We start from the raw sequence: 23,021 nt of genomic DNA, 5'->3' as shown, positions 1-23,021 counted from the left end.
TCCTCTTCTAAAAAGATTAGTAGTTTTTTAGACTACAATATCATCGTATCATTGGGTTCATTTAATGACTATGCGACTTTTTGCAATAATTCGCGAATTAAGCATGTAGCTTTTGATGTGTTTTTTATTATGAATAGGGTGTGATAAGTTGCAGGCTGATTATTCATGGGGGTTATGTTTCGTAGCAAAGGGAGTTACGGTGTGATACGGCGCGGATACGTTTCGATACGAGCGCGTTATGTTGCGATACAACCGGGTCGTGCGTTTTTAAATACTGCCGCCGCGCCCGTAAAGTGTGTCGCCGCGCTCGTAAAACGTGCCGCCGCGCCCATAAAACGTGCTGCCGCGCCCGTAAACCGTGCTGCTGCGCCCATAAAACGTGCTGCTGCGCCCATAAATCGTGCTGATGCGCCCATAAATCGTGCTGCTGCGCCCATAAAACGCGCCGCCGCGCCCGTAAACCCTGCCGCCGCGCACATAAATCGTGTCACCGCGCCCGTAAACCCTGCCGCCGCGCCCGTAAACCCTGTCACCGCGCCCGTAAACCCTGTCACCGCGCCCTTAAACCGTGTCGCAACGCCCATAAATCGTACTGCAGCGTTCGTATCTCACGGGGTACGGATTACGTTGCGTTTCGTTGCGACAAAAAAGCACCTTCTCAACTATTTACGTTAAGAAAGTGCCTTCAACTTCTATATGGTTAGCTAAATACAGCCAATTTCTGATTTTCCACGCCTGCGCCATCTACGATTTCCTGGACTTCGGCACCGTCCAATGTCTCTTTCCTGAACAGCACATCGACGAGTTCTTCTAACTGAGCGGCATTCTCCTGGATTAGCGTTTCCGTCTGACGAAGCGCTACACCAAAAATCGCCTGCATCTTCAGCTCTTTTTCGCCTTTGTTGAATGTTAACGTGAAACTGTCCTGTAGCAATCCGGTATCGACCATACGCTCAATAATATCTTTCGCTTGTTGCACGTCGCCGCTAACCCCGATACTATGTTCACCGAGATACATTCGTTCAGCGACACCACCTGCAAGAATCATACTTAATTGATCCATCAATTCACTAGCTGTCTGCAAGTGGAGTTCTTTTTGGATCGGCGCAACATAGCCAAGCGCCTGGCCTCTTGGAATGATTGTTGCTTTTCGGACTGAACCAGGTTTCGTCAGTGCTGCAAGTAAAGCATGACCCGATTCATGGATTGCTACGCGTCTTTTCGTATCCATATCATTCAGCGCCCTTGATGTACTGCCCAGTATCGTTCGGTCAATCGCAAAGTCCAAGTCACTTTTACCGATTTTTTCACGTCCATCACGAATTGCCCGTTTACTTGCAGTCTCAAACAAAGCACTTAATTCAGCACCAGAAAATCCAGATGTACTTTCAGCTAACACATCAAGTGAAGCATATACGTCATCTGCCAACAATCGCCCTTTTGTATGAATATCGATGATTTCACGACGTCCTCCTGTATCAGGCAAAGGCACATTAAATGTATAATCGATCCGCCCCGGGCGAAGGAATGCCTCATCCAGCATGTCTTTTCGGTTTGTCGCAGCAATGAACAGAATTCCATCATTGTCATTGCCGCCATCCAACTGGACAAGTAGTTCTGTCAACGTCTTCTCTGACTCTTCTCCGCCATGCTCTTTACGTTTTCCAGCAAGCGCATCTACTTCATCGATGAAAATGACTGCAGGTCGCTGTTTTCGAGCATTTTGGAATAACGTGCGAACACGCGAAGCACCGACTCCTACAAACAGTTCTGTGAACGCAGATCCACTTGACGAATAGAATGTGGCACCGATCTCTTGCGCAATCGCTTGAGCGAGCAATGTTTTACCTGTTCCGGGTGGACCATACAACAGTATCCCTTTAGGCGCTTTAATACCAACTTGTGTGGCACGTTTTGGATCTTTGATAATCGACAAGGTCTGGTGAATCTCTTCCTTCATCTCTTCAGGAAGCCCACCGATGTCATCCAGTGTTATAGTAGGAAGCGGCGTCGCTTTCGATGCGCTGTTTTTCATGGAAGAAACGCCAGCCCCTAACTTCCCTTTTCTGTGGAGGATGAACAGCGTAATGAGCGCAGCAATAATCAAGCCGCCAAATACTAAACTGCCATACTGCCCACTATCCGCATATTTATACGATAGATTATATTTTTCAACTAACTGTTCCGCCAACTGACTTTGTGGACGGACTTGAGTGATGTACAAGCCATCTTGCGTCATTAAAGACAATGTACCGTCAGCCGATTCTTTCAAAGCCAACATTTGATCTGCCTGAGCTTGAATGGTTTTTTCAAATTCAGAAAACGACACATTCTCACCTTTAGGCGTACCCGAGATATACCATCCAACACTAGTTACTGCACCAATGACTAAAGCGACAAGGACGACAATCTTAGTTGTAAACTTCGAATTCGGCTTCAAGCCATCCCCAACTCCTTCTTCTAGATACCATTATTATATAAGATTCGGGTCGTAAGATGGGCTCATAGAGTGAACAATAATTGACAGATTTATAACGCCATCTAACTGACTATCGAACGTGTATACTAATGAATACGTCTGTATAAAAACTAGTTGAACTACTTTCGAAAGAGTTGTGGTGTTAATCCCGATAAATGATTGACTCTATAACTCACTCGTGGTATGATTAGTTATTAGCAAAACATATGGTAACTAACAATTTGACAGATGGCATTCTACGTACTGTTTTTGAGGACACTTATTCACACTGGCGCGACTAAAGGGTCGCAAGGACGTAAGAGAAGGTAGGGCTTACGTTGCTTAAGGATAGAAGACACCCAGTGGAAAAATGACCGCGGCAATGATCATTTTTGAAAGCATCCGGATTACGGATCTATTAGAGAGATATAAAACTTCAATTTAAAAGTTACTATACAAATCAAAGGGCCACCCCATTTTTATGGGGTTGGCCCTTTTCCAATTACAATGTTCATTATCCTCCACTAAACCTGTCCAAGGTTCACCTCTATACCCATATGATGGATATATTAAACTTATGTAATGTTATGTAATATGCCTGTAATGTAAATGAACCCCCTCTGTAATGTTTAGTCTTTAGAATAGGACAAGTGATCAGCAAACAACAGATAAAATACACAACCATGTCGATCAGTGGTGGATAGGGGATACGAATGAAGAAAGTTGCTTTATCATTACTAGTTGCAGGGTCATTGACATTTGGAATTACAACAGGAGAGTCTGAAGCGAGCGCAAGTACAGCTCAAACAGCATCTATACATAATGGTTCATATACAACTGCACATAATGTAAATATCCGTTCCGGCGCAGGAACTGACCATAAGATTGTTACACTTGCTAAAAAAGGTACAAAAGTTTCGGTAACAGGTGAGAAGAAAGTAGGCAAAGAAGTTTGGTACAGTGTGAAAGTGAATGGAAAATCCGGTTGGGCACTCAGCACTTTATTGACAACTAAATCTGTCTCAACTAAAAACGTAGCATCGGCAGACAATGTCGTACAAACAGCTACTGGATTGACAGGCATTCCATACCGTTTCGGTGGAACAACGACAAAAGGATTCGATTGCAGTGGATTCGTTCAATATGCATTTAAAAAGTCTGGTAAAACGGTTCCACGCGACACACTCGGTCAATTTGCAAAATCGACAAAAGTTAGTAATCCACAACCAGGTGATTTAGTATTCTTTAAAAATACATACCGTACAGGCATTTCACATGTTGGTATTTATGTAGGAAATAATAAATTCGTCCATGCTGGCGGAAAGAAATCACAAGTTGTCAGCTTGAACAATAGCTACTGGAAAACAAAATTCCATAGCTTCAAACGTCTATAATTACAATTACGATAAAAAGAGGATTGCCCAAGGTTCGTCATGGGCGACCCTCTTTTTTTCAAACAATCCGTTGAATTCTTCGATGTGTTTCTTCTATTGAATAGGGCCACGTCTGCAGGAACTGAATCGTCTTCAGTCGACCAATCTGCATCAGCTCCTCTTTCTGCTCATCTTCAAGCGCAAATTGGGTTGCACTATACTGCTCAACAGGTATGAAAATAATATCTTTTTCATCTTTTCTTGAAATATAGCGATCATCATGCGCATTTTTCATTGTCGAAAATAACCCTTCAAATAGATTCAGTGCATTACCGATTTCTCTACCCCTCATCTCCTCTTTGCGGTGACTTAGCTTCATACCGATTAACGGACGAACTCGTTCTCCATTCTCCTCGTCAAAAATCCACATCGGAAAATTGCTCAAAACGCCGCCGTCCACGACAATCGTTTCCCCTGTAGGCGCCTTGAATCGTACAGGCTCAAAGAAAAACGGAATTGTGCAGCTCATCCTGATTGCCCGGGCAATTGGAAACATTCCCGGTTCGATACCATAATGGATTAAGTCATCCGGTAATACAATCATTTTCCCATGCGTCAAATCAGAAGCGACTATTTTCAATGACCCTTCCGGTAAATCCGAAAAGTTATATAGCCCTTTTACTGATAACTTTTCGAACAGCCAATCTTCCAGCGCCTGCCCTTGATAAAGCCCCATTCGCCAATACAATCGAAGCCACTTCATGAATGGAAAAGGCAAGATGGTTTTCCTAGGATCAAGCAACGTCTGCAGGTCTTCATCCTGCATCATTTCCTCAATTTCGTTTCCTGTGTAGCCTGCAGCGATGAAACAAGCAATGATTGCACCTGCACTTGTACCCGCTACTCTTTTGAACCGGTACCCCTTCTCTTCAAGTGCCTGATAAGCCCCTACTAGCGCGAACCCTTTCAAACCACCACCTGCAAACACCCCGTCAATGAACACAGCATCCCCCCTATGGCGTTCCTATACTATAATCTTCAGTAGGCACTTCTAGAACACACTTACTAACTCGACAAAAAACGCTTCTCCATTTTTGCTGGAAAAGCGCTTTTATTATTTTATTTTAAATATCTTCGTGCACCCGCATAATTTGTTTTATAAATTCCCAAATCGATAGAAATGATTTCAACACTTCTTGACGAACTTGGTGCGTGGATCATCTTTCCGTCACCAATGTACATGGAAACGTGATAAACCTTTCCCTTACCGCCTTTATAGCCGAAGAACATTAAATCACCCGGTTGCAAATCTTTACGCTTTACTGCAGTTCCATGCGTCGCCTGGACAAAGGAGTCACGCGGAATGATAATGCCGTGATTTTTATAGACCGCATACATTAAGCCTGAACAGTCAAACCCGTAGGAGGACACGCCAGCCCATAAGTATGGCAAGCCTAAATACTGCTTCGCTGCGTTAACGATATCAGCTTGTTTCGGTTTAGGTACAGATTTATAATCATCGAACATCTTCACGTCTTTTTTGCGGACATATTTTGCACCGTCTGTAGCCGTCTGCACTTGCAGCCAGTCCCCTTGATCGTTTGTCACTTTTAAAATTGTCGAATAACTTATGTTTGTGAATTTATATTTTTCATGTAATTTCGGTTCATTATATAAGGTAGTGATTTTAGACTCTACAATGGCAATCGCACAATTTTCATAGTTTGCATAATACGCTTTCACATGTGACTTCGGCACCCAGCCTTGATACCCTTTCGGATTCCCTGTTTTCACTTGTTCTTTCACGGCAATATACATCCAGTTTCCGCTCGTTTTCAACACTTCCACTTCATCGCCGTAAATTGCCTGTGTATCTGTACGCCCAACGAGCCAGTTCTTTTGTGCAACCGTCATGCTCTTTGACCATTTATTCATATCCGGATTCGGTAAAACAGAAATTGCATCTATCGGGCGGATTTTATTCGGTGAGGCCCAGACATTAGTGACTGGTACACGGATTGCATATCGCAATGTATTATCTGGTTCATAACAAGCAACCGACCGCTTAAATTCCGGGTTGAGAATACGTGCCAGAAATGTAGAGAAATGCGCTTTCGTTAATGAAGCACCAGGTCTGTATGTATTGTCTTCATAACCAGTCGTCACACCGTTCACATAGAACGTCTTGACAGCATCGCTTGCCCAGTAGGACTCATTCACATCACGGAACTGATAGGTAGTCGTCCCTTCCAATTGAAAAGCTTTGACCAAGATCCCTGCCATTTGTCCTCTCGTTAAATGGTCATCCGGCATAAACATCCCTTCACTGTTACCACCCATTATGTTTGCGTTCACGATTGCTTGGATGATTGCATAACCCGGATGATCGACTTCGACATCCGTAAAGGTCATTTCAAAGTCTTCTTCCACTTCCAGCCCCAATGCTTTCACAATCATTTCGGAAGCTTCCAATCTAGTAATCGATTCTCCGACTCCAAAAACAGCTTCGGGATCAGCTGTCAAAATTCCTTGTTTGACTAGATAAGCCAATTCATTTTTGGCAGCGTGTGTTTCATCCACATCTTTGAAAAGTGACGCGGCAGATGCACTGTTGAATACGATGAATAGACAAACCATCGCTATGAATAGACTTATGATTTTCTTCGGCATATACCTTCCCCTCCAATTCTCTTACTTTCATTCAACTATACAAGATTCACCATCAATTCGATAGACTATTTTTAAAATATAAAAACTGTCATGTCGTTTTTTCACTACGCTTTTTTTAAGTGGTAATCTTCCCTTCGACGTTTTTATAACTGAATTAGGGGTATTCATAGTATCAGCACCATCACTTTGAGGAGGGGACATTTATGGATAAAAAGATATTCATTGGTATGTATAATAATGACTCGGAATTGATGGCTAAGATCGATGAACTAAAAACACAGGGAATTGAAGGAGAGAACATTTACGTCATCGCAGAAGACAATACTGACGTTGCAATGTTTCAAGGTATGAAATATGGAGACGTGCAGACGGCTCCTGAATCTTGGTTCGACCGGTTTATGGATATCCTTACAGGCAGCGACCACGTTCGGACAATGTTACATGAAGTGGGTGTTTCTGAAGGCGATATGGACAACTATTATGAGCAGATCCAAAACGGTGGAAAGCTATTGTATGTGGACAAGGGTGAAATGAATACGCTTCACATCGAAAGAGGCGAACGCTTTGGAATGACAAACAGCGGAACTGATCCAAATCTAGGTGCAAACCGTGTAACGGCCTATGAAAATGAAGTATACGATGATTCTTTACCTGCAGCATCCTTGCGGGAAGAAGCACCATACACGATAGGTATACTAGATGAAATCCCGCATTCAGTGAATTCGTATGATGAACCACCAAAAGCAGCGGGAATGTACGAAGAAATCCCAAGGGAAAAGAATCACTTTTCAAAATCACCGCGAGCATCTACAGAAATTGAAATGCAGCCTTCTTCCGAAGATATCGCTCCTTTAGCCGGATTCGATGGTCAATCTTCGCCAGAACTGGATACGTTTGCGACACTTCCAATAAATGATCAGGCAGATACGCCTGCATTTTCAAATCACAATGAAGGGACTCTAAATGCTGACGTCGATCGTTATGTAGACGAAAATGAACTGACGCACACAAGTGGCGAGATGGAAACCGAAGAACCGTACATTAAGAACGAAGACGAAATGCTCTATACAGCGACTCCGGAAGTCAACATTCAAGAAAAACGGATGAACGAATCCCCCCGCCATTCATCAAAACATGAATGGCCACATTGAAATAATAGGACGGGGTGTATACATGTGAAGAAGACATTTATCGGCATCTACCATACAAGAGATCAGTTGTTTTCGAAAATCAAACAATTACAGACGGCTGGATTTGATGATAAAGATATTTACATCGTTGCAAAAGACGAACAGATTGTGGAAGATTTAAAAAACACAATTTCTAACGATCTGCGATTTGCTCCATCTTCTATAATTGACCGCTTTTTCGGCTTCCTAACAGGTGAAGATAATGTACGCAGTATGTTATCAGAAGTAGGATTCTCAAAAGATGAAGCGAATATTTATTATCAACGCATTATGAACGGCTCAATGATCATCTATACGGAAGGCTATCCAACAGATGATTCGCTGATCGACATTGTGCGTGACGAGACAAGGTTCGGCGGTTATGATCCGCTCACTTCCGATGAAATACGCGCCGCTAGAATAAACCGAGATTAAGTAATGTGGCTGGGACATAACATACAAATAGCGTAGAGGAAATGATCCTTTACGCTTTTTGTATGTTATTTGTTAGCAAATACTTTATAGAACATCAGAGTGCACCGGAGCGGAGAAAGGCCAACTCCTGCGGGATGTAGCGCGAATGTTGAGACCCCGCGGGAGCTTCAGCGACGAGGAGGCTCAAGCGTGCCTTTTGGAGCGCAGGGGAACGGACTATATTTTAGTTTTGTCCCAGCCTCATTTTCATCTGGATTTTATATTCAAATAATATTGATTTATGAAATATCTCATGTTACCATTCTTGAAAGCGCTTTATTTTTTTGTCTATTGGTTGAATTTAATTCAACTTTGTTGAACATGACTACTGAATAGGAGTGGAGTAAATGAAAACTAGCAACTCTAGATTACCGAAATACTTTAAATTGTCCGTAGAAGAAAGACAGGCAGCATTAGCCTCAGCACTATCGATTGAAGTAGACAAATTGGATTTACTTATGGACAACGAGAAAGCACTTCCGCTCTCGACTGCCGACAAGATGATTGAAAATGTCGTCGGAACGTTCCAACTGCCTTTTGGAATTGCAACAAATTTCACCGTTAATGGAAGTGATGTACTCATCCCGATGGCCGTTGAAGAACCATCTGTCGTCGCAGCCGCCTCAAACATGGCTCGTATCGCACGAGATTCAGGCGGTTTTACAACTAGCTATAACGGATCCATCATGATTGGACAAATGCACGTTATTAATATTGATGATATGGAAAGTGCACAGTTGAACATTGAAGGCGCCAAAAAGGAATTGATGGAGAAAGCCAATTCATTTGATAAGACGCTCGTTGCTTTAGGCGGCGGAGTAAAAGATATTCAATTACGACATCTAGCACTAGGAACGGGCGAAAAAGTGCTCGTCATCCATCTGCACGTCAATGTACTAGATGCCATGGGTGCAAACGCGGTAAATACGATGGCTGAACGATTAACGCCTGATATTGAGAAGTTGACGGGTGGTACGGTGCTCCTTCGCATTCTAAGCAACTTGGCAGACCAACGTCTTACTACAGCGAAAGTCGCTATTCCGTTTGATCACCTCGACACTGGGGATTTCAACGGAAGTGAAGTGGCAAAACGGATGGTTCTTGCGAATGAAATCGCTTTGGCAGACCCATACCGCGCGGCCACGCATAATAAGGGCATTATGAACGGCATCGATCCCGTCTTGATTGCTACAGGAAATGACTGGCGTGCAATTGAAGCTGGCGCGCATGCGTTTGCAGCAAAGGACGGACAATATCGCGCGTTGACAAAATGGACGATACAAGATGAAACATTGCATGGTGAATTGACTATGCCTATGGCAGTCGGTATTATCGGGGGAGCGACCAAAACACATCCGACCGCTCGATTGTCACTCGAAATAATGAATATCCAATCTGCGGCTGATCTCGCGCAACTTGTCGTAGCAGTTGGCCTCGCACAAAATATGGGTGCCATCCGCGCACTGGCGACCGAAGGGATTCAGCGGGGACATATGACACTCCACGCACGCAATATTGCTTCACAAATCGGTAGAAATCCGGAAGAAATTGACTGGTTGGAAGCGCAGATGATCGAGCATAACGATGTAAGAATGGACGCCGCTAAAGAATTTTTGAACAATCGAAAATAATAAGCGGGGGAAATCAATGCAGCCTAACGTTATCGGTAAAAAAATTAAAGAGCTTCGGCGGAAGAAGGATATGACACAACAGGAATTGGCGGAAGCGACCGGTTTCACAAAAAGTCTTATTTCCAAGATTGAAAATGGACAAACAGGATCCGCCGTCGCTACTCTCTCAAAAATCGCTTCAGTGCTCGGTGTCACTCTATCCTGGCTGTTGCAGGAAGAATCGGACGCCGAACTCATTATCATGAAAGAAGAACAACGCAAAACAATTGAGGCAGGTGAAGAAGCGAGCTATTTGTACCAATCGCTTGCAAACCTTTCTACAAACAGTAAAATTGAGCCAGTTATCGTCACCGTCGTTCCGGGAAAAGACAACATCCAACCGTATACACATGAGGAAGATGAGTTCATTTACATCCTTGCCGGTAAAATCAACTTTTCATATGACGGAAAAACAACTATACTTCAATCTGGGGATAGTGCGTTCTTCAAAGGCAGGACACCACATGTGTTCCTACCTGTAGATGCACAAGAAGCAAAAGTGTTGACGATTTTCATCACACACGACTAAGGAGGTTTATTATGGAGAAAAAAGAAGGGGTATTCTACGATATTTGGGGGGATAACGTAAATTTACGTGATTTACTTATTTCTATCGGATTATCGATTCTATTCACACTTGGTGGATATATCATAGCACCAAATGAACCGCCAATGCCGCTTGTTTTCGGGCTAGCTGGAGGTTTAATAGCTTTCATCGTTTCAAGTATCATCATCAAACCTAAACGAAAAATCATATCGGAAACGGAGGAGACGAAGCCATGACGTTATCCATCGTTCTATTAATGATACTTGCAAGTATCGCAGCCGCTGTTCTTTATACGCTCATCGGCATTGCGCCAGGGACGGATGAAACGGCTGTCTTGGCACCTGTCACGTTGGCACTTGTTCTGTTAAATGTCTCTCCGTATGTCGTGCTTGCATTCTTCATGTCTGCAATCGTCGCCAAGAAGTTGACGGACTCGATCCCTGTGGCAGTAGCAGGAATTCCAGGCGGAGTTATGGCAGCACCAATGGTCGAACACGCAATGGTGTTAAAAGAACACGGTCTACCTGACGTCAGTATCCGAAAAATGGCATCGGGTTCTGTTATCGGAACAATTGTCTCCATTCCGTTGAGCTTGCTCGTCGCAAGCCTGATTATCCCTTACGCATCAACAATTAGCAAACACGCTGGACTAATCTTTTTCCTAGGCGCCATTTTCCTGGCATTATTATCGGCGAACAAATTGCTTTCTTTGTTGATGGTCGTTCCATTCGCATTGCTTATCCAAGGTCTGCGGACTTTATATGGTGACATCGGAATCGTTCCTGAAGGCAAAACCGTATTTGTATCCTTCTTTCTCGGAATCACAATCGGGCCGATCGTCTTTAAATTATTCGAACTGATGAGCAAAGAATATCGGAACCGGGAAGAAATATACGGTGAAAAAGAGATTTCATTCAAACCTCAACAGAAAGTGAAAGGGTTCCCAAATCCGTTCAAAATCCTGACAAAACAGGAAGTAGCGACTTCCGCACTCGGCAGTACGCTTGGAACGTTCACGTTTTTCCTGACACCAGTCGGCATGACAATCTTTCTTGGTGAATTTTTAACAAGGCATATTAAAGACCCTGTTCAACGTGCGTCACGTGCCATTTCAACAATGGACGGGCTCACAAATGCTTCTTATATTTCAGGGACTTTAATTCCGTTAATCGCGATCGGATTGCCGTTATCACCAATGGCAATCGGTCCCGCGAACGCGTTATTCAATGCACCACCCGTTTTCACACCAGAAAATAATATCCACCACATCATGTCGATGGGTGAAATTGCGATTGCCACTATAATTGGTGCATCCATTGCAATCGTTTTAACGTTTTATGCAACGATTAAATATTCGAATCAGATTTGTGCCTTCGTCTTCAAATTTGTACCCCACGAGGCACTGATTGGCCTATTTGCCGGTCTCGTCGTTATGCTAGCATTTATGGAAGCTGGATGGGTTAATATCTTCGGCGTCTTGCTTGTCGCTCTCGTAGCTGGTTTCCTTCACCGCCACGGCGTCAATTACGGTGTCATGTTCATGATTTTGTACGCTGCCCCTTGGTTGATGGGCTTGATTTAATCAAACAAAACTCCCCGATTTAGTATGTGCATTCATACTGGATCGGGGAGTTTATTAATTTCCGGAATTGGCCATTTGTTCCCGTTCGACTAATGGTTCAGGGTCCGCCGACAGTCTTTCTATGCACAGATTGCTAAGCACCTTCATAAAGTCGTACGCATCGTTTAAGTACTCCGTCTGAACAAAAGCCATGCCGTGATCATGGGCACATTGCATAGCATCCCGTCCGACTTCCTGTATGACTTCTGCATTCGCTATGATAGACAGTAACTCACAAACAACTACAGCTTTTGTTCCTTTATTAGCACGCTCAATGAGAATATCGAGTACGTCCGGCCGCAACCACTTCTGAGGAAGAGCACCCGCGCTGCGATAAGACATATGATGCGGAATTCCTTCGAGTGGCTTCATTAGTTGCGCTGCCAGTTCACTGTATTGTGCGATGAATTCCTCATGTACCCGCTCATTCCCAGGGAGGCTATGGGCAGTAAAAACCACTTCTGTTTTGTCCTTCACATGAGTTGGCAACCAATGGAATGCCTGCTCAAGACGATCGCGGAGTAGCTGTATAAAAGATTGTTTTGCATGATAAGGTTCTACGTGATAAACAGCGATGGTCGTTTCTTCAGGCAACGTATCCATCACTTTCCGTTGATAACCGATTGTTCCTGTCAACGAAGCCAATGGTGTCAGCGGCACTGTCAAAAGTTTTTGCACTCCACTCACCACGCATTCGCGTACGACATCCTCAACAAACGGTTCCGAATGCTTCGTTCCGATACGGTACGTCCATTCCTCTCCAGTTTTCGCTGCGATCTCCTTACTTAGCGCCTTACCGATTCGGTGTGTAATTGACGTTAGTGAATCAGCCGTTCCAAGCGATTTGAAAAGACTCTTCCCTCTTTCCAGCGCCTCATCCGAATAATGCTTGCGTAGCAGATGCTTGTAGAACGGTTCTAAATCGTCGATTGATTGCAGATGGCCATAACTAAATAGAAGAAGTACATTCATTTAGTTAACCCATGGATCGTATCTGTCATGATATTCAGACCATAAATGTTATCCTTGTTTGGATTCATGAGATATTTCACTTCCATAATTGTAATATTGTTATTTCGCACCGCCTGCAATGTATTCCAACCCGGCGACTCCATCAATTCCTTGTACGTTTCTTCACCGTTTCCTTGCCAATCGAGCAGGAACAGATGATTGGGGTCCATTTTAATCACTTGCTCTACTTCCGCTTTCGTCGTACGGTCAAGGCCAATCAGATCTACTGCAGGAGTGCCGCCTGCAAGTTTGATAATATCGTAGGAGATATTTGTCGGCCCAAGAACGTAAGGCCCTGTTCCCGGTCCTACTTCAGATAATACGAGTACTGTTGGGGCAACTGCATCTGCAGGGATTTTCGCTTGAATGGATTCAATTTCCTTCTGCATGTCGGCGACCATCCTTTGCGCTTTCTCCTTTTCTCCGACAGCGTGTCCGATGACGTTAATATTGTCCATGAATTCTTGCAACGTCTTTGTCGTTTCAAAAGATAAGATTGGAATACCTGCCTGGCTTAATATTTGATCCGCATCGGCTTCCTGTCCATGCATTTTCGTCAGTAGTAACAAATCCGTGTCATACGCCAAAATCTGCTCAGGGTCGATGTTTGTTGCAGATGCAAAACGGTCTTTAATTAATTCACCAGCGTCCGAATGCGTTGACAACATCGGGTCTACTACACTTTTAGAAATTGCTAGTACTCGAGCAGGGTCTACAAGATCCAGTATGATTTCAGCGCCATCGAGTGACAATGGCAAGATCCTCATTGGTTTTTCTTCAATTGTAACTTCCTTGTCCCCAACTGTTACCGTTGCCGGGAAGTCAACATTTTCCACTGCATCCGCTTCCGATTGTACTCCAGACACTTCCACCTTTTTTTGCGGATTTTCTTCCTGCGATCCCTCTGCATTACAAGCTGAGAGTAGCAAAGTACCCATTGAAATGACTGCTATATTCTTTATCCAATTCCAATTCATTCTTCATTCTCCTCCAATATATTATTGTTTATCATCAGGTGACAATGCTGTTACGGAAACCGCTTCCGTCAGATCGTCTTTACGGACGATCGCATTCACTTTGTAAGTCGAATTCACATAATCGGCACGTAGGACATTCGCGGTTGTTCCAAAACCAAGAGTTCTTCCTTCATTTAATAGCAATAGTTTCGTACAGAACCGCGAAGCCAGATTCAAATCGTGCAACACAACAACAACAGTCTTACCACTCTTACTTAACGCTTTCAGCATGACTAGCACTTGCAACTGAAACCTTATATCCAATGCAGATATCGGTTCATCGAGTAAGATGATTGGCGTTTCCTGTGCCAAAGCTTTGGCGATGAATACGAGTTGCCGTTGCCCGCCTGATAATGACAGCATTGAACGGTTTCGCAATTGGATAATTCCTGTATAACGCATTGCTTGCTCAATTTGCACGACACCTTCCGTATCATTCAATGAAAAACGTGAACCGTGCACATGTCTTCCCATTTTCACAATTTCTTCTACAGTAAAATCAAAGTCAAGTGTCGTATCCTGCGGCACATAACTGATGACTTTCGCTAACTGCTTAGGTTTATAATCATGGACTTCCTTTCCATTTATGTGGATTTTGCCAGACGCAATCGGCTGTAACGAAGCAATCGTTTTTAATAAAGTGGATTTACCACTGCCATTGGGACCAATCAGACCGATAAATTCCCCTGCCCCCACTTCAAATGAAATTCCGTGTAAAATCTTCTTCTGCTCAATCATGACATCTACATCTTGCAACTTGACCGTTGTCATACACGCACCCCTTTATTTGAACGGAAAATCAGAAAAATAAACAAAGGCGCTCCAATAATCGCGCATATTACACCGACTTGCAAAGTGACCGGTTGCATCACCATACGTGAAACGATATCTGCCAATATGAGAAATACCGCTCCACCAAGAGCGCTTGCTGGCAGTAGAAATCGATGATCGGGACCTGCAATAATACGAATAATATGTGGTACAACCAATCCGACAAATCCAATAATTCCACTCACCGCTACTGCAGCGCCTGTAATGAGCGCTGTCAACGCTAGTACCGAATTGCGCATGAAACGAATATTGACCCCTGCGCTTTTTGCATGATCTTCGCCGAGTAGCATTACGTTCAACTCCCGACCAAATAATGACAAACCGATAGCACCGAGAACAATTGGAATAGCGATTAAACCAACATGATCCCATGTCCTCGCTTCCAAACCACCTTGCAGCCAGTAAACAATACTTCTCAATTCCTGCTCATTTTTCGATGTGGCAACCATAATATTCATTAGCGCGGAAAAGAACGCATTAATTCCGATTCCAAGCAATAGTAATGTTGCGACATTCCGTTGTCTGCTCGCTCTCCATACTGCAAGCATCGTGGTCATTGCAATAATTGCACCGACGAACGCAGATATTGGCAATAACCAACTATTAATCGCCGTCCATCCGAAAAAAATCGCACATACTGCCCCTAACGCAGCACCACTTGAAACGCCAACATAGCCTGGTTCAACGAGCGGATTCCTGAATAATCCTTGCATCGCGGTACCTGCAACGCCTAACGCCCCACCGACTAGACCGCCGACAATGACTCGAGGCAACCGGACTTCAGTGACGATAATCCAATGTTGCACTGTATATTCCGTATTGACGGGAAACCCGATAGCTTTGGCAATCATCCCTACCGTATCCGAAAAAGGTATAACAACAGGGCCGAGTGACACACCCGCTACTACCGCCAAAAACAGCATCCCAACCAATACCGATATACGTGTCAACGTTAATCTGAATGAAGTGCTGAGTACTTCTTTCTCTAATGCATCTAACTGAATATGATCTACGTTCCGCATAAAGACATCCCCCCTAATTTCTTTCCCGAGGGAAACTTTATATGTAAAAAAATAGATATAAAGTTTCCCTAAGGAAACATCTCGCCCTCATTCATCTTATGCAATGCACATTAGGTTGTCAACAACCATTTTTAGTATTCACAGAATACAGATGCATTTCAATACATGTAACGCTGATAGATTAAAGTATTTGAGTTGCCTTGCCGCGCAGAATGCATTTATCAAATTATCGTTGGTTTGATTTGATTGTTGGTTGGATGGTTTTTACGGGCGCGACGAGTGCTTTTACGGGCGCGGGATACTCTCTTACGGGCGCAACGAGTGCTTTTACGAGCGCGGGGTACTCTTTTACGGGCGCAGCGGGTGCTTTTATGGGCGCGGGATACTCTTTTACGAGCGCAGCGAGTGCTTTTACGAGCGCGGGGTACTCTTTTACGGGCGCGGCGAGTGCTTTTACGAGCGCGGGCTACTCTCTTACGGGCGCAGCGAGTGTTTTTACGAGCGTGGGGTACTCTTTTACGGGCGCAGCGAGTGCTTTTATGAGTGCGGGATACTCTTTTACGGGCGCGGCGAGTGCTTTCATGGGCGCGGGATACTCTTTTACGGGCGCAGCAGGTATTATTACGAGCGCGGGTTACTCTCTTACGGGCGCAGCGAGTGCTTTTACGGGCGCGGCATACGCTTTTACGAGCGCAGCCAATACTTTTACAGGCACGCCGAAGCAGTTGCAGCAAGACCATCCTCACATAAACAATCCAAAAAAATCGCACACTGGAATTCGCAAAGGGTTTCCGCTCGTAAAAACAAGGGTATCTTCTCTGAACAAGCGTATTTGAGGAGGTAAGAACATGAAGAAGACGTTTATCGGCAGTTTTCCGACGCATGATCGATTAGCTTCAAAAATTCAGCATTTGAAGTCGGACGGTGTAAAAGAGCATGATATGTACATCGTCATGAAAGATGAAATGGCTGTAGAACAATTGAAAACACATGCAACAAAAGATGGCATCGATTCCCCGTTCAACCTATTCAATCGCTTCCTAGGATTTTTGGTAGGAGAAAATAATGTGCGCAGAATGTTGCGTGATTCGGGCTTTACGAACATTGAAGCAAAGCAATATTTTGATGCCATTCAAGAAGGTGCCCTGCTGCTCTATATTAAAGGAGAACTCGATAAAGTTAGAAGCTCAGAATCACAAGAACATGACACGGGCTATCCGAATTATCAACCGATACCGCTCGATGAAGTGGAAGCTGACTATGATAATTAAAACGTAGAAAAACCGATGGACAAGATTAATCTTCCATCGGTTTTTGCATTAGATAATTACCAGATCCCCGTTAGTATTGCTGAATCCTACATATTTATGCTTAATTGTCAGTATGTCGTTCACGCCACTCGCTTACTTCCTTCGCCAGTATCTGCTCCTCAAGCTTTTCATCCCATAGGTTTGTCATCGTATTCCAGACGCGTACAAAATAACGGTCTTCTTCGACTTGGCGCAATTGAAACTCGATACAAGGCGCAAAAACCCCATCCAATTCAGTCACCGAAGCAATGGATTGTATCGTTATCTGACCGGTTTCGTCTTGTTTGAGAACATCTAGCTGTTCCAATGCCCTGCGCCAATCAGCGTCAGCATAAGAAGATAGTTGCCGACTGTCTTTCATATATCTGTAGGTTTCCTTCACAGATTCTTCAACTTCACCCGTTACAAAATCTTCATGTACCGGACTATAATGGACAGTTGTTTCATCTTTTTCCGGAGGCTGGACATAGATTCCACTTTCCAGTTGCCGTTTACCACTATCCGTTAGTAAAATTGCATCGGTCGATTGCCGAATCATCCCCGTCGCCGTCATTTTCTCAATCATATCCTCAATAAACAGCGGTTCTACGACCAACATGTCACTTACTTCTGCTGCGGATGAAAAGGCACCAGTTCGAAATGCCGTCAGTAACATTTTCATCAAAATATCCATTTTTGTCCGCTTTACTGTTTCATAGGAAATGTCGATTGTTTGAACAGGCAATGACCATTTTAACGTCTCCAACAGTTTTACATTCGGATTTCGCAACAGTTCATCGCGCAGTTTCTTTTCCATCGCGTCCATCTACCCATTCCTTTCAGCATTGACCAATTCCAGTTCCTTAAATCCACCCTGCGCCTTCACACGTTCCACTAATTGCCCATACATTTCCCTTGTTGCTACTTTCTTCGGTCTGTTCAAGAACATATCGGAACTGCCAACGACGATGAGCAATTCCCTGGCGCGTGATAACGCGACATTGAGGCGCCGGTAATCTTCTGCGAATCCGATTGTTCCACTCGGCTGGTCGTGGTTACGAACAAAACTTAAGATGATAATATCCATTTCCATCCCCTGGAATTTATCGACGGATCCTGTCCGGCAATGTAAATGTTTCGGCAAAATTTCCTGCTCGATCATTCGGTCAATCCGTTTCACTTGTTCCCCGTAAAAACTAATGACACCAACACTTTTTTTCCTGTCTATCTCCATTATTCCGTTTTGCTTCGCATCTCCCACGGCTTGATCAAGATCACGAAGCAACTCGTTGATCATCGTCAATTCTGCTTCATTATACAAGCTTGTTCCACCCTTGACCTTTGCTTCGAAATAAGCAGGCTCATTCGGCATATCAAACCAGAGCAGATGGTCATTCCGACTGAACTTCGGAGTTGTCAGCCCGTGGTCACGTGCTGCGTCTGAATCCGGGAGTCCGCATTGTAGTCGATAGTTTCCTTCCGTGTAAAACGGTGCAATCGTCTCCATGATTTTTTCGTGCATCCGGTACTGGATACCAAGCATCATCTTGTTTTGTTTAGGCAGACTTCTGAACAGCCGCTCAAATAGCGACTCTTTCAGCATGCCACGCAACACTTCTTTCTCCTTTGGGTCTTCAATTTCCTCGATGAATTCCTCCATCGTTTCTCGCCCGACAAGCGGCGGCAACTGATGATGGTCACCGACAAGTATGATTTTCTTCCCTTTAAGCATTGGCAATAAAAGTTCCGGCGGAGTCGCTTTCGATACTTCATCAATAATGACGACGTCAAACGAAGGGTATTCTTCGACGAAATCTTTACGCGCCGAAGCGACACACGTCGTCCCAATGACGTTCGCATGCTTTACATACAGTTTACGGATTTCATCCAAATCGAAATCACTTGCACTCGCTAACATGTCGCTCCATTCATCTTGCAACGCTTGCGCAATCGGAAGCTGGTTGATTTCTTTCTCGATTACTAACTCTCTGTCGAGTCCAGCAGAGATGCGTTCCTTAATTTTAGCTTGACGCTTTTCCGGTTCGGATTGAACAATGGCCCACAATTCAGCGAGTTCACTCTCGAGTACTTCTATTTCCTCGTTCGCTGTGCTTTCCTGTTCCAATCCAATTTTTATCGATTCCCGCAACGATTCCAGTTCTATTGTATTTGCTGCAGCCTGTTTCTTACATGCCGCTAAAGCATCTTTTACTTTCTCAGCCGCCAATAAACGCTTTTGGAACTCATTCGAAATCTGCTCTAGCTCTGTGATTGTCATTTCCACAACAGCCTGATCTGTATCTTCTTCGACCAGTTCTGCCAGTAGATCACTTTCCTCTTGGAGTCGCCGCAATTCATGCTGTTGGCTTTCCATTGCCAAGCGCGCAGCGGTAGCTTCAGTTTGAGCTTGTCGCATCTCTGTTTCCATTTCCTCTTTGATTTCACGTTTCAACGATGAAAAACGGCCGGCAGCTTCCCGGTCCGAAGCGGATTTGATTGTTTTTGAATGAAACGCTACTTCAGCGGTTTTCCCTTTTAAGTACGCAAGATTTTCAGCTAATCTATGTAAGAATGCTGTCTTCTCAGCACCTGGCGGCAGTGCCAATCGGCTTTTAGTCGCAGGTAAGATGAAGAACCGACCAATTTTATCAAGCATTTCATGCATTTCTTCAGGCGTTTTGTAAAGGTCGTTCTTTTTACTGCTTACCTTTGCTACATCATACCCATTTTTCTGCAACAATGTTTCGGCATGCAGGATACCTTTGTCCAACCGTTCTGCCACTTCCCGCCATTCCAGTAATTCATATGGATATGTACCATTTATGATTTCAACTCGCAATCGGCGCAATGCATTTATTTCCAAAGTTGCTGATAATGATGGTTCAAGCTGATAACTCTTGAATAACTCTTCCAATTCTTGCAGTTTTTGAATGGAGGATAATTGTTCAAGAAAACGCGGATACGTATTATAGGATGATTTTTGACGAACAGTTTCATCTGTCAGTTTCCCGATTTCAAGTTCAGCATATCCAATCGCCTCGATCGTTTGGAAATAACGAAGTTTTTTACGTTCTGTTTCCAAAGCGTGCTCAGTCACTACGATTTTCTCATATTCTTCAGGTGGGATAGTAGCCGCTAAGCATTCGGTTTCAAGCTGTTCCATTTCCACTTCAATTTGTTGCGCTAATTCGCTCAACTTCTTTTCTTGAAGTTGCAGATTTGAAAGATGCGCCTTCAGCTCAACATAATCCTTTTGGAGCGTTTCCAGCATCTTCTTCTTCTCGGTATGTTGCTCTCTCGCATCCTGTTTGACAAGTATTTGCTGTTCAACACGTTCAAGTTCAGCTTCCAATCTTACTTTTTCCTGATGCAACTGTTGCAATTCCTGTTTCAGTTTCTTTTCCGTGTCTAGACGCTGTTCCCGCTGTTCATTGACAGCTGTCAACGTTTCGTCACGCCAATGCAGTGCGACATTTTCTTCGATGAACCGTTTGCCTTCCTCTTCAATACTTTCTGTTCGTCCGTATCGTAAAATTCGGATGCCCGGATCCGCGAGCAGACGTCCAAGCGCATTGTCCACCGCTAGATTTGACTGCGATGCGACAAGTGTCCGCTGGCCTGCCTTCATTAGCTGATGGCATAATTCCGAAATGACCGTAGTTTTGCCCGTTCCAGGCGGTCCTTGTATAACATACAAGTCATTCGCTGACATCGCACCTGTGACCGCCGCCTGTTGGAACTCGTTCAATGGATGATGAAAATCGAGCTCCAGCTTTTTGTTCGTAATTTGTACGACTGGCCTCTCTTCAAAAAGGACTTTTTCTAAATTAGCATTTGCCGCAAAACCGTCCTGCAAATCCTTGAATCCTTTTCGCAGTCTCCGAATCTGACTCAGTTCAGCAAAGTTACTGAACGTCATTTCGCCTGATTCCTTTAGCAATAACCCGCCGCGTCTCGCTAACGCCTGAGATTTTCTGTTCAACTCAATTTTCACGGTCCTTTTGCCGCGTGACGTATCCACCACTTGACCGATATCGTCATTCGTTCCGCTCAGTTTCGCACTGAAACCTGCGATGGCATTCCAATCTTTTCCTTGCAAACCGCTGCAAGTAATCGTTAGCATGCTGAAAGATTCATTGATGACCGGATTGAAAAATTGAGCTGTGACGTCTGCCACATCAGCGTTCTTTTCCTCAATGCGCAAATAGCCTTCCCAGCTTGCAATCCGTTTTTCGACATATTCAGATCGCTCCTGTGCAATCGGAAGTTCGCGTAAACTTGTATACAGCTCAATTGGCATTGGTGAACCGGTACGCCGGTTTACTGCGAATTTCAACCGGACACCCAGTCGGCGATTCGTCCGAACCGGTTCTTTCCGCCCTCTCACTCGAAAACTCGTCGCAAGAAATCCTTCATTTTTATAGACACATTCCAGCACTGCGACTCGTTCATTGAAAAGCGTTGCCAGCTTCGGGTTTTCCTGCGGTCCGAAATAGAAGGAGAAGGTCATTGCATCCTGTTTGGCAGGTAATTTTTCAATGTGAATTTCAAAGCTTTCCTGCATGGCGAATAAAGCAAATTCGTCCGTCACCCAATTGCCAATTTCCTTCTTCGCCCTTGTCGTCATATCAAGCCTACAGTTCATCACATCCATTTTCCCCACAGGACAACCTCCTTCCGATTTTCATCCGAATTAAAACCATGAATTCTATCATACAACAAAATGTAGTTCGGATTAATCGGAAAGGTTGTCAATCCATATGTAATTGTCCATTAGGTGAAGCACTAGCGTAAAACGTCGTTGAAATCAAGTAAAAAGTTATTTTTTTATGATATCGGGTATAGTTCTTGTAGATTGTTATTGACAACAAAGAGAAATAAGGAGTGATAGATATGATACAAAGAACCTATGTAGGTCTGTTCGATACAGAACAGTCTTTAATAGGAGCAATTGAGGAGTTAGAACATAAGGGCATTGCTCCTGAAAACATGTATATAATTGCTAAAAGTGAAGAGGATGTAGAGATATTGCGAAGACGGACATATAGCGAAATTCAATCAGCACCTTCGAACTGGATTGATCGTTTTATTGGATATATTTCGGGTGAAAACCATATACGCAGCATGCTTGTCGATGTGGGGTTTGACGAATCTGACATCCGCCGTTATGAAGCGGAAATCCAGCAAGGTAAGTCGTTGTTATATGTGGAAGGCGAACTGGAGAAGACAGCTTATGAAATTAATGCAGATCGTGGTAGACCGGAAACAAATCCATTCGGTCATACAGCTTCAGAAGCAGAACGTTTGAACGAAGAAAAAGATCACTCGCCTACTGGTATAGCAAACGACGGTTTGCCGAGGAATGAATACCGTGACAGTGTAATGAAGCAAGAGGGCAACTCATACAATACTCCACAAGACAGGCGATCATTAGGCAGAGTCGGTGCTGAAGCATTATATGATAAAACAGATTATGCCCCGAATTCTGACCAACGCCCCAGACCATCGCTTGTCCGCGGCACACCGAAACGGGAACGGAAACACCTTCATTCATTGTCACGTCAAGAACGACGTACGGACTTTACGGATGTTCAGAAAGAGTTCCCTACGCCCAGCGAACAAAGCCGTACATCCCTTCCACATCCAAACAATATAACCGAAAGTCAAATCGACCGTCAAGACGGTTTGGCAGAGATGACAGATTCAACAGACTTACACACGACTCAAGTACCAAGTGAGAAAGTTCTTGAATTCAAAGACATCAATCAACCGAAAGAGCCAATCATCATCGATTTACGCGGCATCAAAAAAACGAAGGACGAGGCCAATTTATGGCTTATCCAAGACGAAGACGATTTCAGGGATTGATT

At 44.0% G+C, this 23,021-nt stretch carries 20 protein-coding genes; 10 read left to right on the top strand and 10 right to left on the bottom strand.

Annotated features, from left to right (window positions below):
• Window positions 1–236: 236 nt before the first annotated feature.
• Both QWT69_RS03700 and QWT69_RS03695 read right to left on the bottom strand, forming a co-directional pair.
• Window positions 237–584 (bottom strand): hypothetical protein, encoded by a 348-nt coding sequence (locus QWT69_RS03700; protein ID WP_317969089.1) that lies wholly within the window; start codon window positions 582–584, stop codon window positions 237–239.
• A gap of 116 nt (window positions 585–700) precedes the next feature.
• Window positions 701–2,440 (bottom strand): AAA family ATPase, encoded by a 1,740-nt coding sequence (locus tag QWT69_RS03695; protein WP_317969087.1) that lies wholly within the window; start codon window positions 2,438–2,440, stop codon window positions 701–703.
• Window positions 2,441–3,171: 731 nt separating this feature from the next.
• Between QWT69_RS03695 and QWT69_RS03690 the strand changes: the two genes are divergently transcribed.
• Complete coding sequence (locus tag QWT69_RS03690) at window positions 3,172–3,852, top strand: C40 family peptidase (protein ID WP_317969085.1); 681 nt, start codon at window positions 3,172–3,174, stop codon at window positions 3,850–3,852.
• Window positions 3,853–3,910: 58 nt separating this feature from the next.
• On the opposite strand, the gene QWT69_RS03685 is transcribed toward QWT69_RS03690, so the two are convergent.
• Window positions 3,911–4,834: a patatin-like phospholipase family protein gene (locus QWT69_RS03685; RefSeq protein ID WP_317969083.1), complete on the bottom strand. Its 924-nt coding sequence runs from the start codon at window positions 4,832–4,834 to the stop codon at window positions 3,911–3,913.
• 116 nt (window positions 4,835–4,950) lie between these two features.
• Window positions 4,951–6,501, bottom strand: coding sequence for an NlpC/P60 family protein (locus tag QWT69_RS03680; protein WP_317969081.1), 1,551 nt, complete (start codon window positions 6,499–6,501; stop codon window positions 4,951–4,953).
• A gap of 203 nt (window positions 6,502–6,704) precedes the next feature.
• Here QWT69_RS03680 and QWT69_RS03675 point away from each other — a divergent pair, with 203 nt between their 5' ends.
• The 6 genes from QWT69_RS03675 to QWT69_RS03650 all read left to right on the top strand — a co-directional run bounded on the left by QWT69_RS03675 (window position 6,705) and on the right by QWT69_RS03650 (window position 11,943).
• On the top strand, window positions 6,705–7,652 hold the full coding sequence (locus QWT69_RS03675) for a YflT domain-containing protein (RefSeq protein ID WP_317969079.1): 948 nt from the start codon (window positions 6,705–6,707) through the stop codon (window positions 7,650–7,652).
• Between the two features lie 24 nt (window positions 7,653–7,676).
• Window positions 7,677–8,105 carry a YflT domain-containing protein gene (locus tag QWT69_RS03670; RefSeq protein ID WP_317969077.1) on the top strand — a complete coding sequence of 143 codons (429 nt, stop codon included), beginning with the start codon at window positions 7,677–7,679 and terminating at the stop codon, window positions 8,103–8,105.
• Between the two features lie 386 nt (window positions 8,106–8,491).
• Window positions 8,492–9,775, top strand: a complete 1,284-nt coding sequence (locus tag QWT69_RS03665; RefSeq protein WP_317969075.1) for a hydroxymethylglutaryl-CoA reductase, degradative — start codon at window positions 8,492–8,494, stop codon at window positions 9,773–9,775.
• 16 nt (window positions 9,776–9,791) lie between these two features.
• Complete coding sequence (locus QWT69_RS03660) at window positions 9,792–10,343, top strand: helix-turn-helix domain-containing protein (protein WP_317969073.1); 552 nt, start codon at window positions 9,792–9,794, stop codon at window positions 10,341–10,343.
• An 11-nt stretch (window positions 10,344–10,354) separates the two neighbouring features.
• Window positions 10,355–10,597, top strand: a complete 243-nt coding sequence (locus tag QWT69_RS03655) for a hypothetical protein (protein ID WP_317969071.1) — start codon at window positions 10,355–10,357, stop codon at window positions 10,595–10,597.
• A complete protein-coding gene (locus QWT69_RS03650; RefSeq protein WP_317969069.1) occupies window positions 10,594–11,943 on the top strand; it encodes a tripartite tricarboxylate transporter permease in 1,350 nt (449 codons plus the stop codon). Before QWT69_RS03655 ends, QWT69_RS03650 begins: the two co-directional genes overlap by 4 nt.
• A gap of 54 nt (window positions 11,944–11,997) precedes the next feature.
• Here QWT69_RS03650 and QWT69_RS03645 read toward each other — a convergent pair whose 3' ends face one another.
• Genes QWT69_RS03645 through QWT69_RS03630 form a run of 4 tightly spaced genes read right to left on the bottom strand, consistent with a single transcriptional unit; the run spans window position 11,998 to window position 15,862 of the window.
• Window positions 11,998–12,954, bottom strand: coding sequence for a ferrochelatase (locus QWT69_RS03645; RefSeq protein WP_317969067.1), 957 nt, complete (start codon window positions 12,952–12,954; stop codon window positions 11,998–12,000).
• Window positions 12,951–13,970, bottom strand: coding sequence for an ABC transporter substrate-binding protein (locus QWT69_RS03640; protein WP_317969065.1), 1,020 nt, complete (start codon window positions 13,968–13,970; stop codon window positions 12,951–12,953). The genes QWT69_RS03645 and QWT69_RS03640 overlap by 4 nt, the downstream gene beginning before the upstream one ends.
• Before the next feature lie 21 nt (window positions 13,971–13,991).
• The gene (locus tag QWT69_RS03635) at window positions 13,992–14,780 is read right to left on the bottom strand and encodes an ABC transporter ATP-binding protein (protein WP_317969063.1); all 789 of its coding nucleotides are present in this window, start codon (window positions 14,778–14,780) and stop codon (window positions 13,992–13,994) included.
• Window positions 14,777–15,862, bottom strand: a complete 1,086-nt coding sequence (locus QWT69_RS03630) for a FecCD family ABC transporter permease (protein ID WP_317969061.1) — start codon at window positions 15,860–15,862, stop codon at window positions 14,777–14,779. The genes QWT69_RS03635 and QWT69_RS03630 overlap by 4 nt, the downstream gene beginning before the upstream one ends.
• A 212-nt stretch (window positions 15,863–16,074) precedes the next feature.
• On the opposite strand from QWT69_RS03630, the gene QWT69_RS03625 reads away from it, so the two are divergent.
• Both QWT69_RS03625 and QWT69_RS03620 read left to right on the top strand, forming a co-directional pair.
• Window positions 16,075–16,698 carry a hypothetical protein gene (locus QWT69_RS03625; protein ID WP_317969059.1) on the top strand — a complete coding sequence of 208 codons (624 nt, stop codon included), beginning with the start codon at window positions 16,075–16,077 and terminating at the stop codon, window positions 16,696–16,698.
• A gap of 12 nt (window positions 16,699–16,710) precedes the next feature.
• Window positions 16,711–17,133: a general stress protein gene (locus QWT69_RS03620; protein WP_317969057.1), complete on the top strand. Its 423-nt coding sequence runs from the start codon at window positions 16,711–16,713 to the stop codon at window positions 17,131–17,133.
• A gap of 100 nt (window positions 17,134–17,233) precedes the next feature.
• Here QWT69_RS03620 and QWT69_RS03615 read toward each other — a convergent pair whose 3' ends face one another.
• Entirely contained in the window at window positions 17,234–17,977 is a 744-nt protein-coding gene (locus QWT69_RS03615) for a hypothetical protein (protein WP_317969055.1), read from the bottom strand.
• Complete coding sequence (locus QWT69_RS03610; RefSeq protein WP_317970885.1) at window positions 17,978–21,805, bottom strand: AAA domain-containing protein; 3,828 nt, start codon at window positions 21,803–21,805, stop codon at window positions 17,978–17,980.
• A 239-nt stretch (window positions 21,806–22,044) separates the two neighbouring features.
• Between QWT69_RS03610 and QWT69_RS03605 the strand changes: the two genes are divergently transcribed.
• Complete coding sequence (locus tag QWT69_RS03605) at window positions 22,045–23,019, top strand: YflT domain-containing protein (protein ID WP_317969053.1); 975 nt, start codon at window positions 22,045–22,047, stop codon at window positions 23,017–23,019.
• Window positions 23,020–23,021: the final 2 nt, after the last annotated feature.

Source organism: Sporosarcina oncorhynchi, assembly GCF_033304615.1.
In the GTDB taxonomy this organism is placed as follows: Bacteria; Bacillota; Bacilli; order Bacillales_A; family Planococcaceae; genus Sporosarcina; species Sporosarcina oncorhynchi.
Note: the sequence above shows the minus strand (reverse complement) of the source record. Positions and strands in the feature narration are given on the sequence as shown.

What these genes read in the sequence shown, in the direction of transcription:
- QWT69_RS03620 (WP_317969057.1), top strand. Translation starts at nt 16,711, where the DNA reads ATGAAGAAGACGTTTATCGGCAGTTTTCCGACGCATGATCGATTAGCT.
- QWT69_RS03660 (WP_317969073.1), top strand. Translation starts at nt 9,792, where the DNA reads ATGCAGCCTAACGTTATCGGTAAAAAAATTAAAGAGCTTCGGCGGAAG.
- QWT69_RS03640 (WP_317969065.1), bottom strand. Translation starts at nt 13,970, where the DNA reads ATGAATTGGAATTGGATAAAGAATATAGCAGTCATTTCAATGGGTACT.
- QWT69_RS03690 (WP_317969085.1), top strand. Translation starts at nt 3,172, where the DNA reads ATGAAGAAAGTTGCTTTATCATTACTAGTTGCAGGGTCATTGACATTT.
- QWT69_RS03645 (WP_317969067.1), bottom strand. Translation starts at nt 12,954, where the DNA reads ATGAATGTACTTCTTCTATTTAGTTATGGCCATCTGCAATCAATCGAC.
- QWT69_RS03665 (WP_317969075.1), top strand. Translation starts at nt 8,492, where the DNA reads ATGAAAACTAGCAACTCTAGATTACCGAAATACTTTAAATTGTCCGTA.
- QWT69_RS03605 (WP_317969053.1), top strand. Translation starts at nt 22,045, where the DNA reads ATGATACAAAGAACCTATGTAGGTCTGTTCGATACAGAACAGTCTTTA.
- QWT69_RS03630 (WP_317969061.1), bottom strand. Translation starts at nt 15,862, where the DNA reads ATGCGGAACGTAGATCATATTCAGTTAGATGCATTAGAGAAAGAAGTA.
- QWT69_RS03625 (WP_317969059.1), top strand. Translation starts at nt 16,075, where the DNA reads ATGCATTTATCAAATTATCGTTGGTTTGATTTGATTGTTGGTTGGATG.
- QWT69_RS03610 (WP_317970885.1), bottom strand. Translation starts at nt 21,805, where the DNA reads ATGGATGTGATGAACTGTAGGCTTGATATGACGACAAGGGCGAAGAAG.
- QWT69_RS03680 (WP_317969081.1), bottom strand. Translation starts at nt 6,501, where the DNA reads ATGCCGAAGAAAATCATAAGTCTATTCATAGCGATGGTTTGTCTATTC.
- QWT69_RS03675 (WP_317969079.1), top strand. Translation starts at nt 6,705, where the DNA reads ATGGATAAAAAGATATTCATTGGTATGTATAATAATGACTCGGAATTG.
- QWT69_RS03635 (WP_317969063.1), bottom strand. Translation starts at nt 14,780, where the DNA reads ATGACAACGGTCAAGTTGCAAGATGTAGATGTCATGATTGAGCAGAAG.
- QWT69_RS03615 (WP_317969055.1), bottom strand. Translation starts at nt 17,977, where the DNA reads ATGGACGCGATGGAAAAGAAACTGCGCGATGAACTGTTGCGAAATCCG.
- QWT69_RS03650 (WP_317969069.1), top strand. Translation starts at nt 10,594, where the DNA reads ATGACGTTATCCATCGTTCTATTAATGATACTTGCAAGTATCGCAGCC.
- QWT69_RS03700 (WP_317969089.1), bottom strand. Translation starts at nt 584, where the DNA reads ATGGGCGTTGCGACACGGTTTAAGGGCGCGGTGACAGGGTTTACGGGC.
- QWT69_RS03655 (WP_317969071.1), top strand. Translation starts at nt 10,355, where the DNA reads ATGGAGAAAAAAGAAGGGGTATTCTACGATATTTGGGGGGATAACGTA.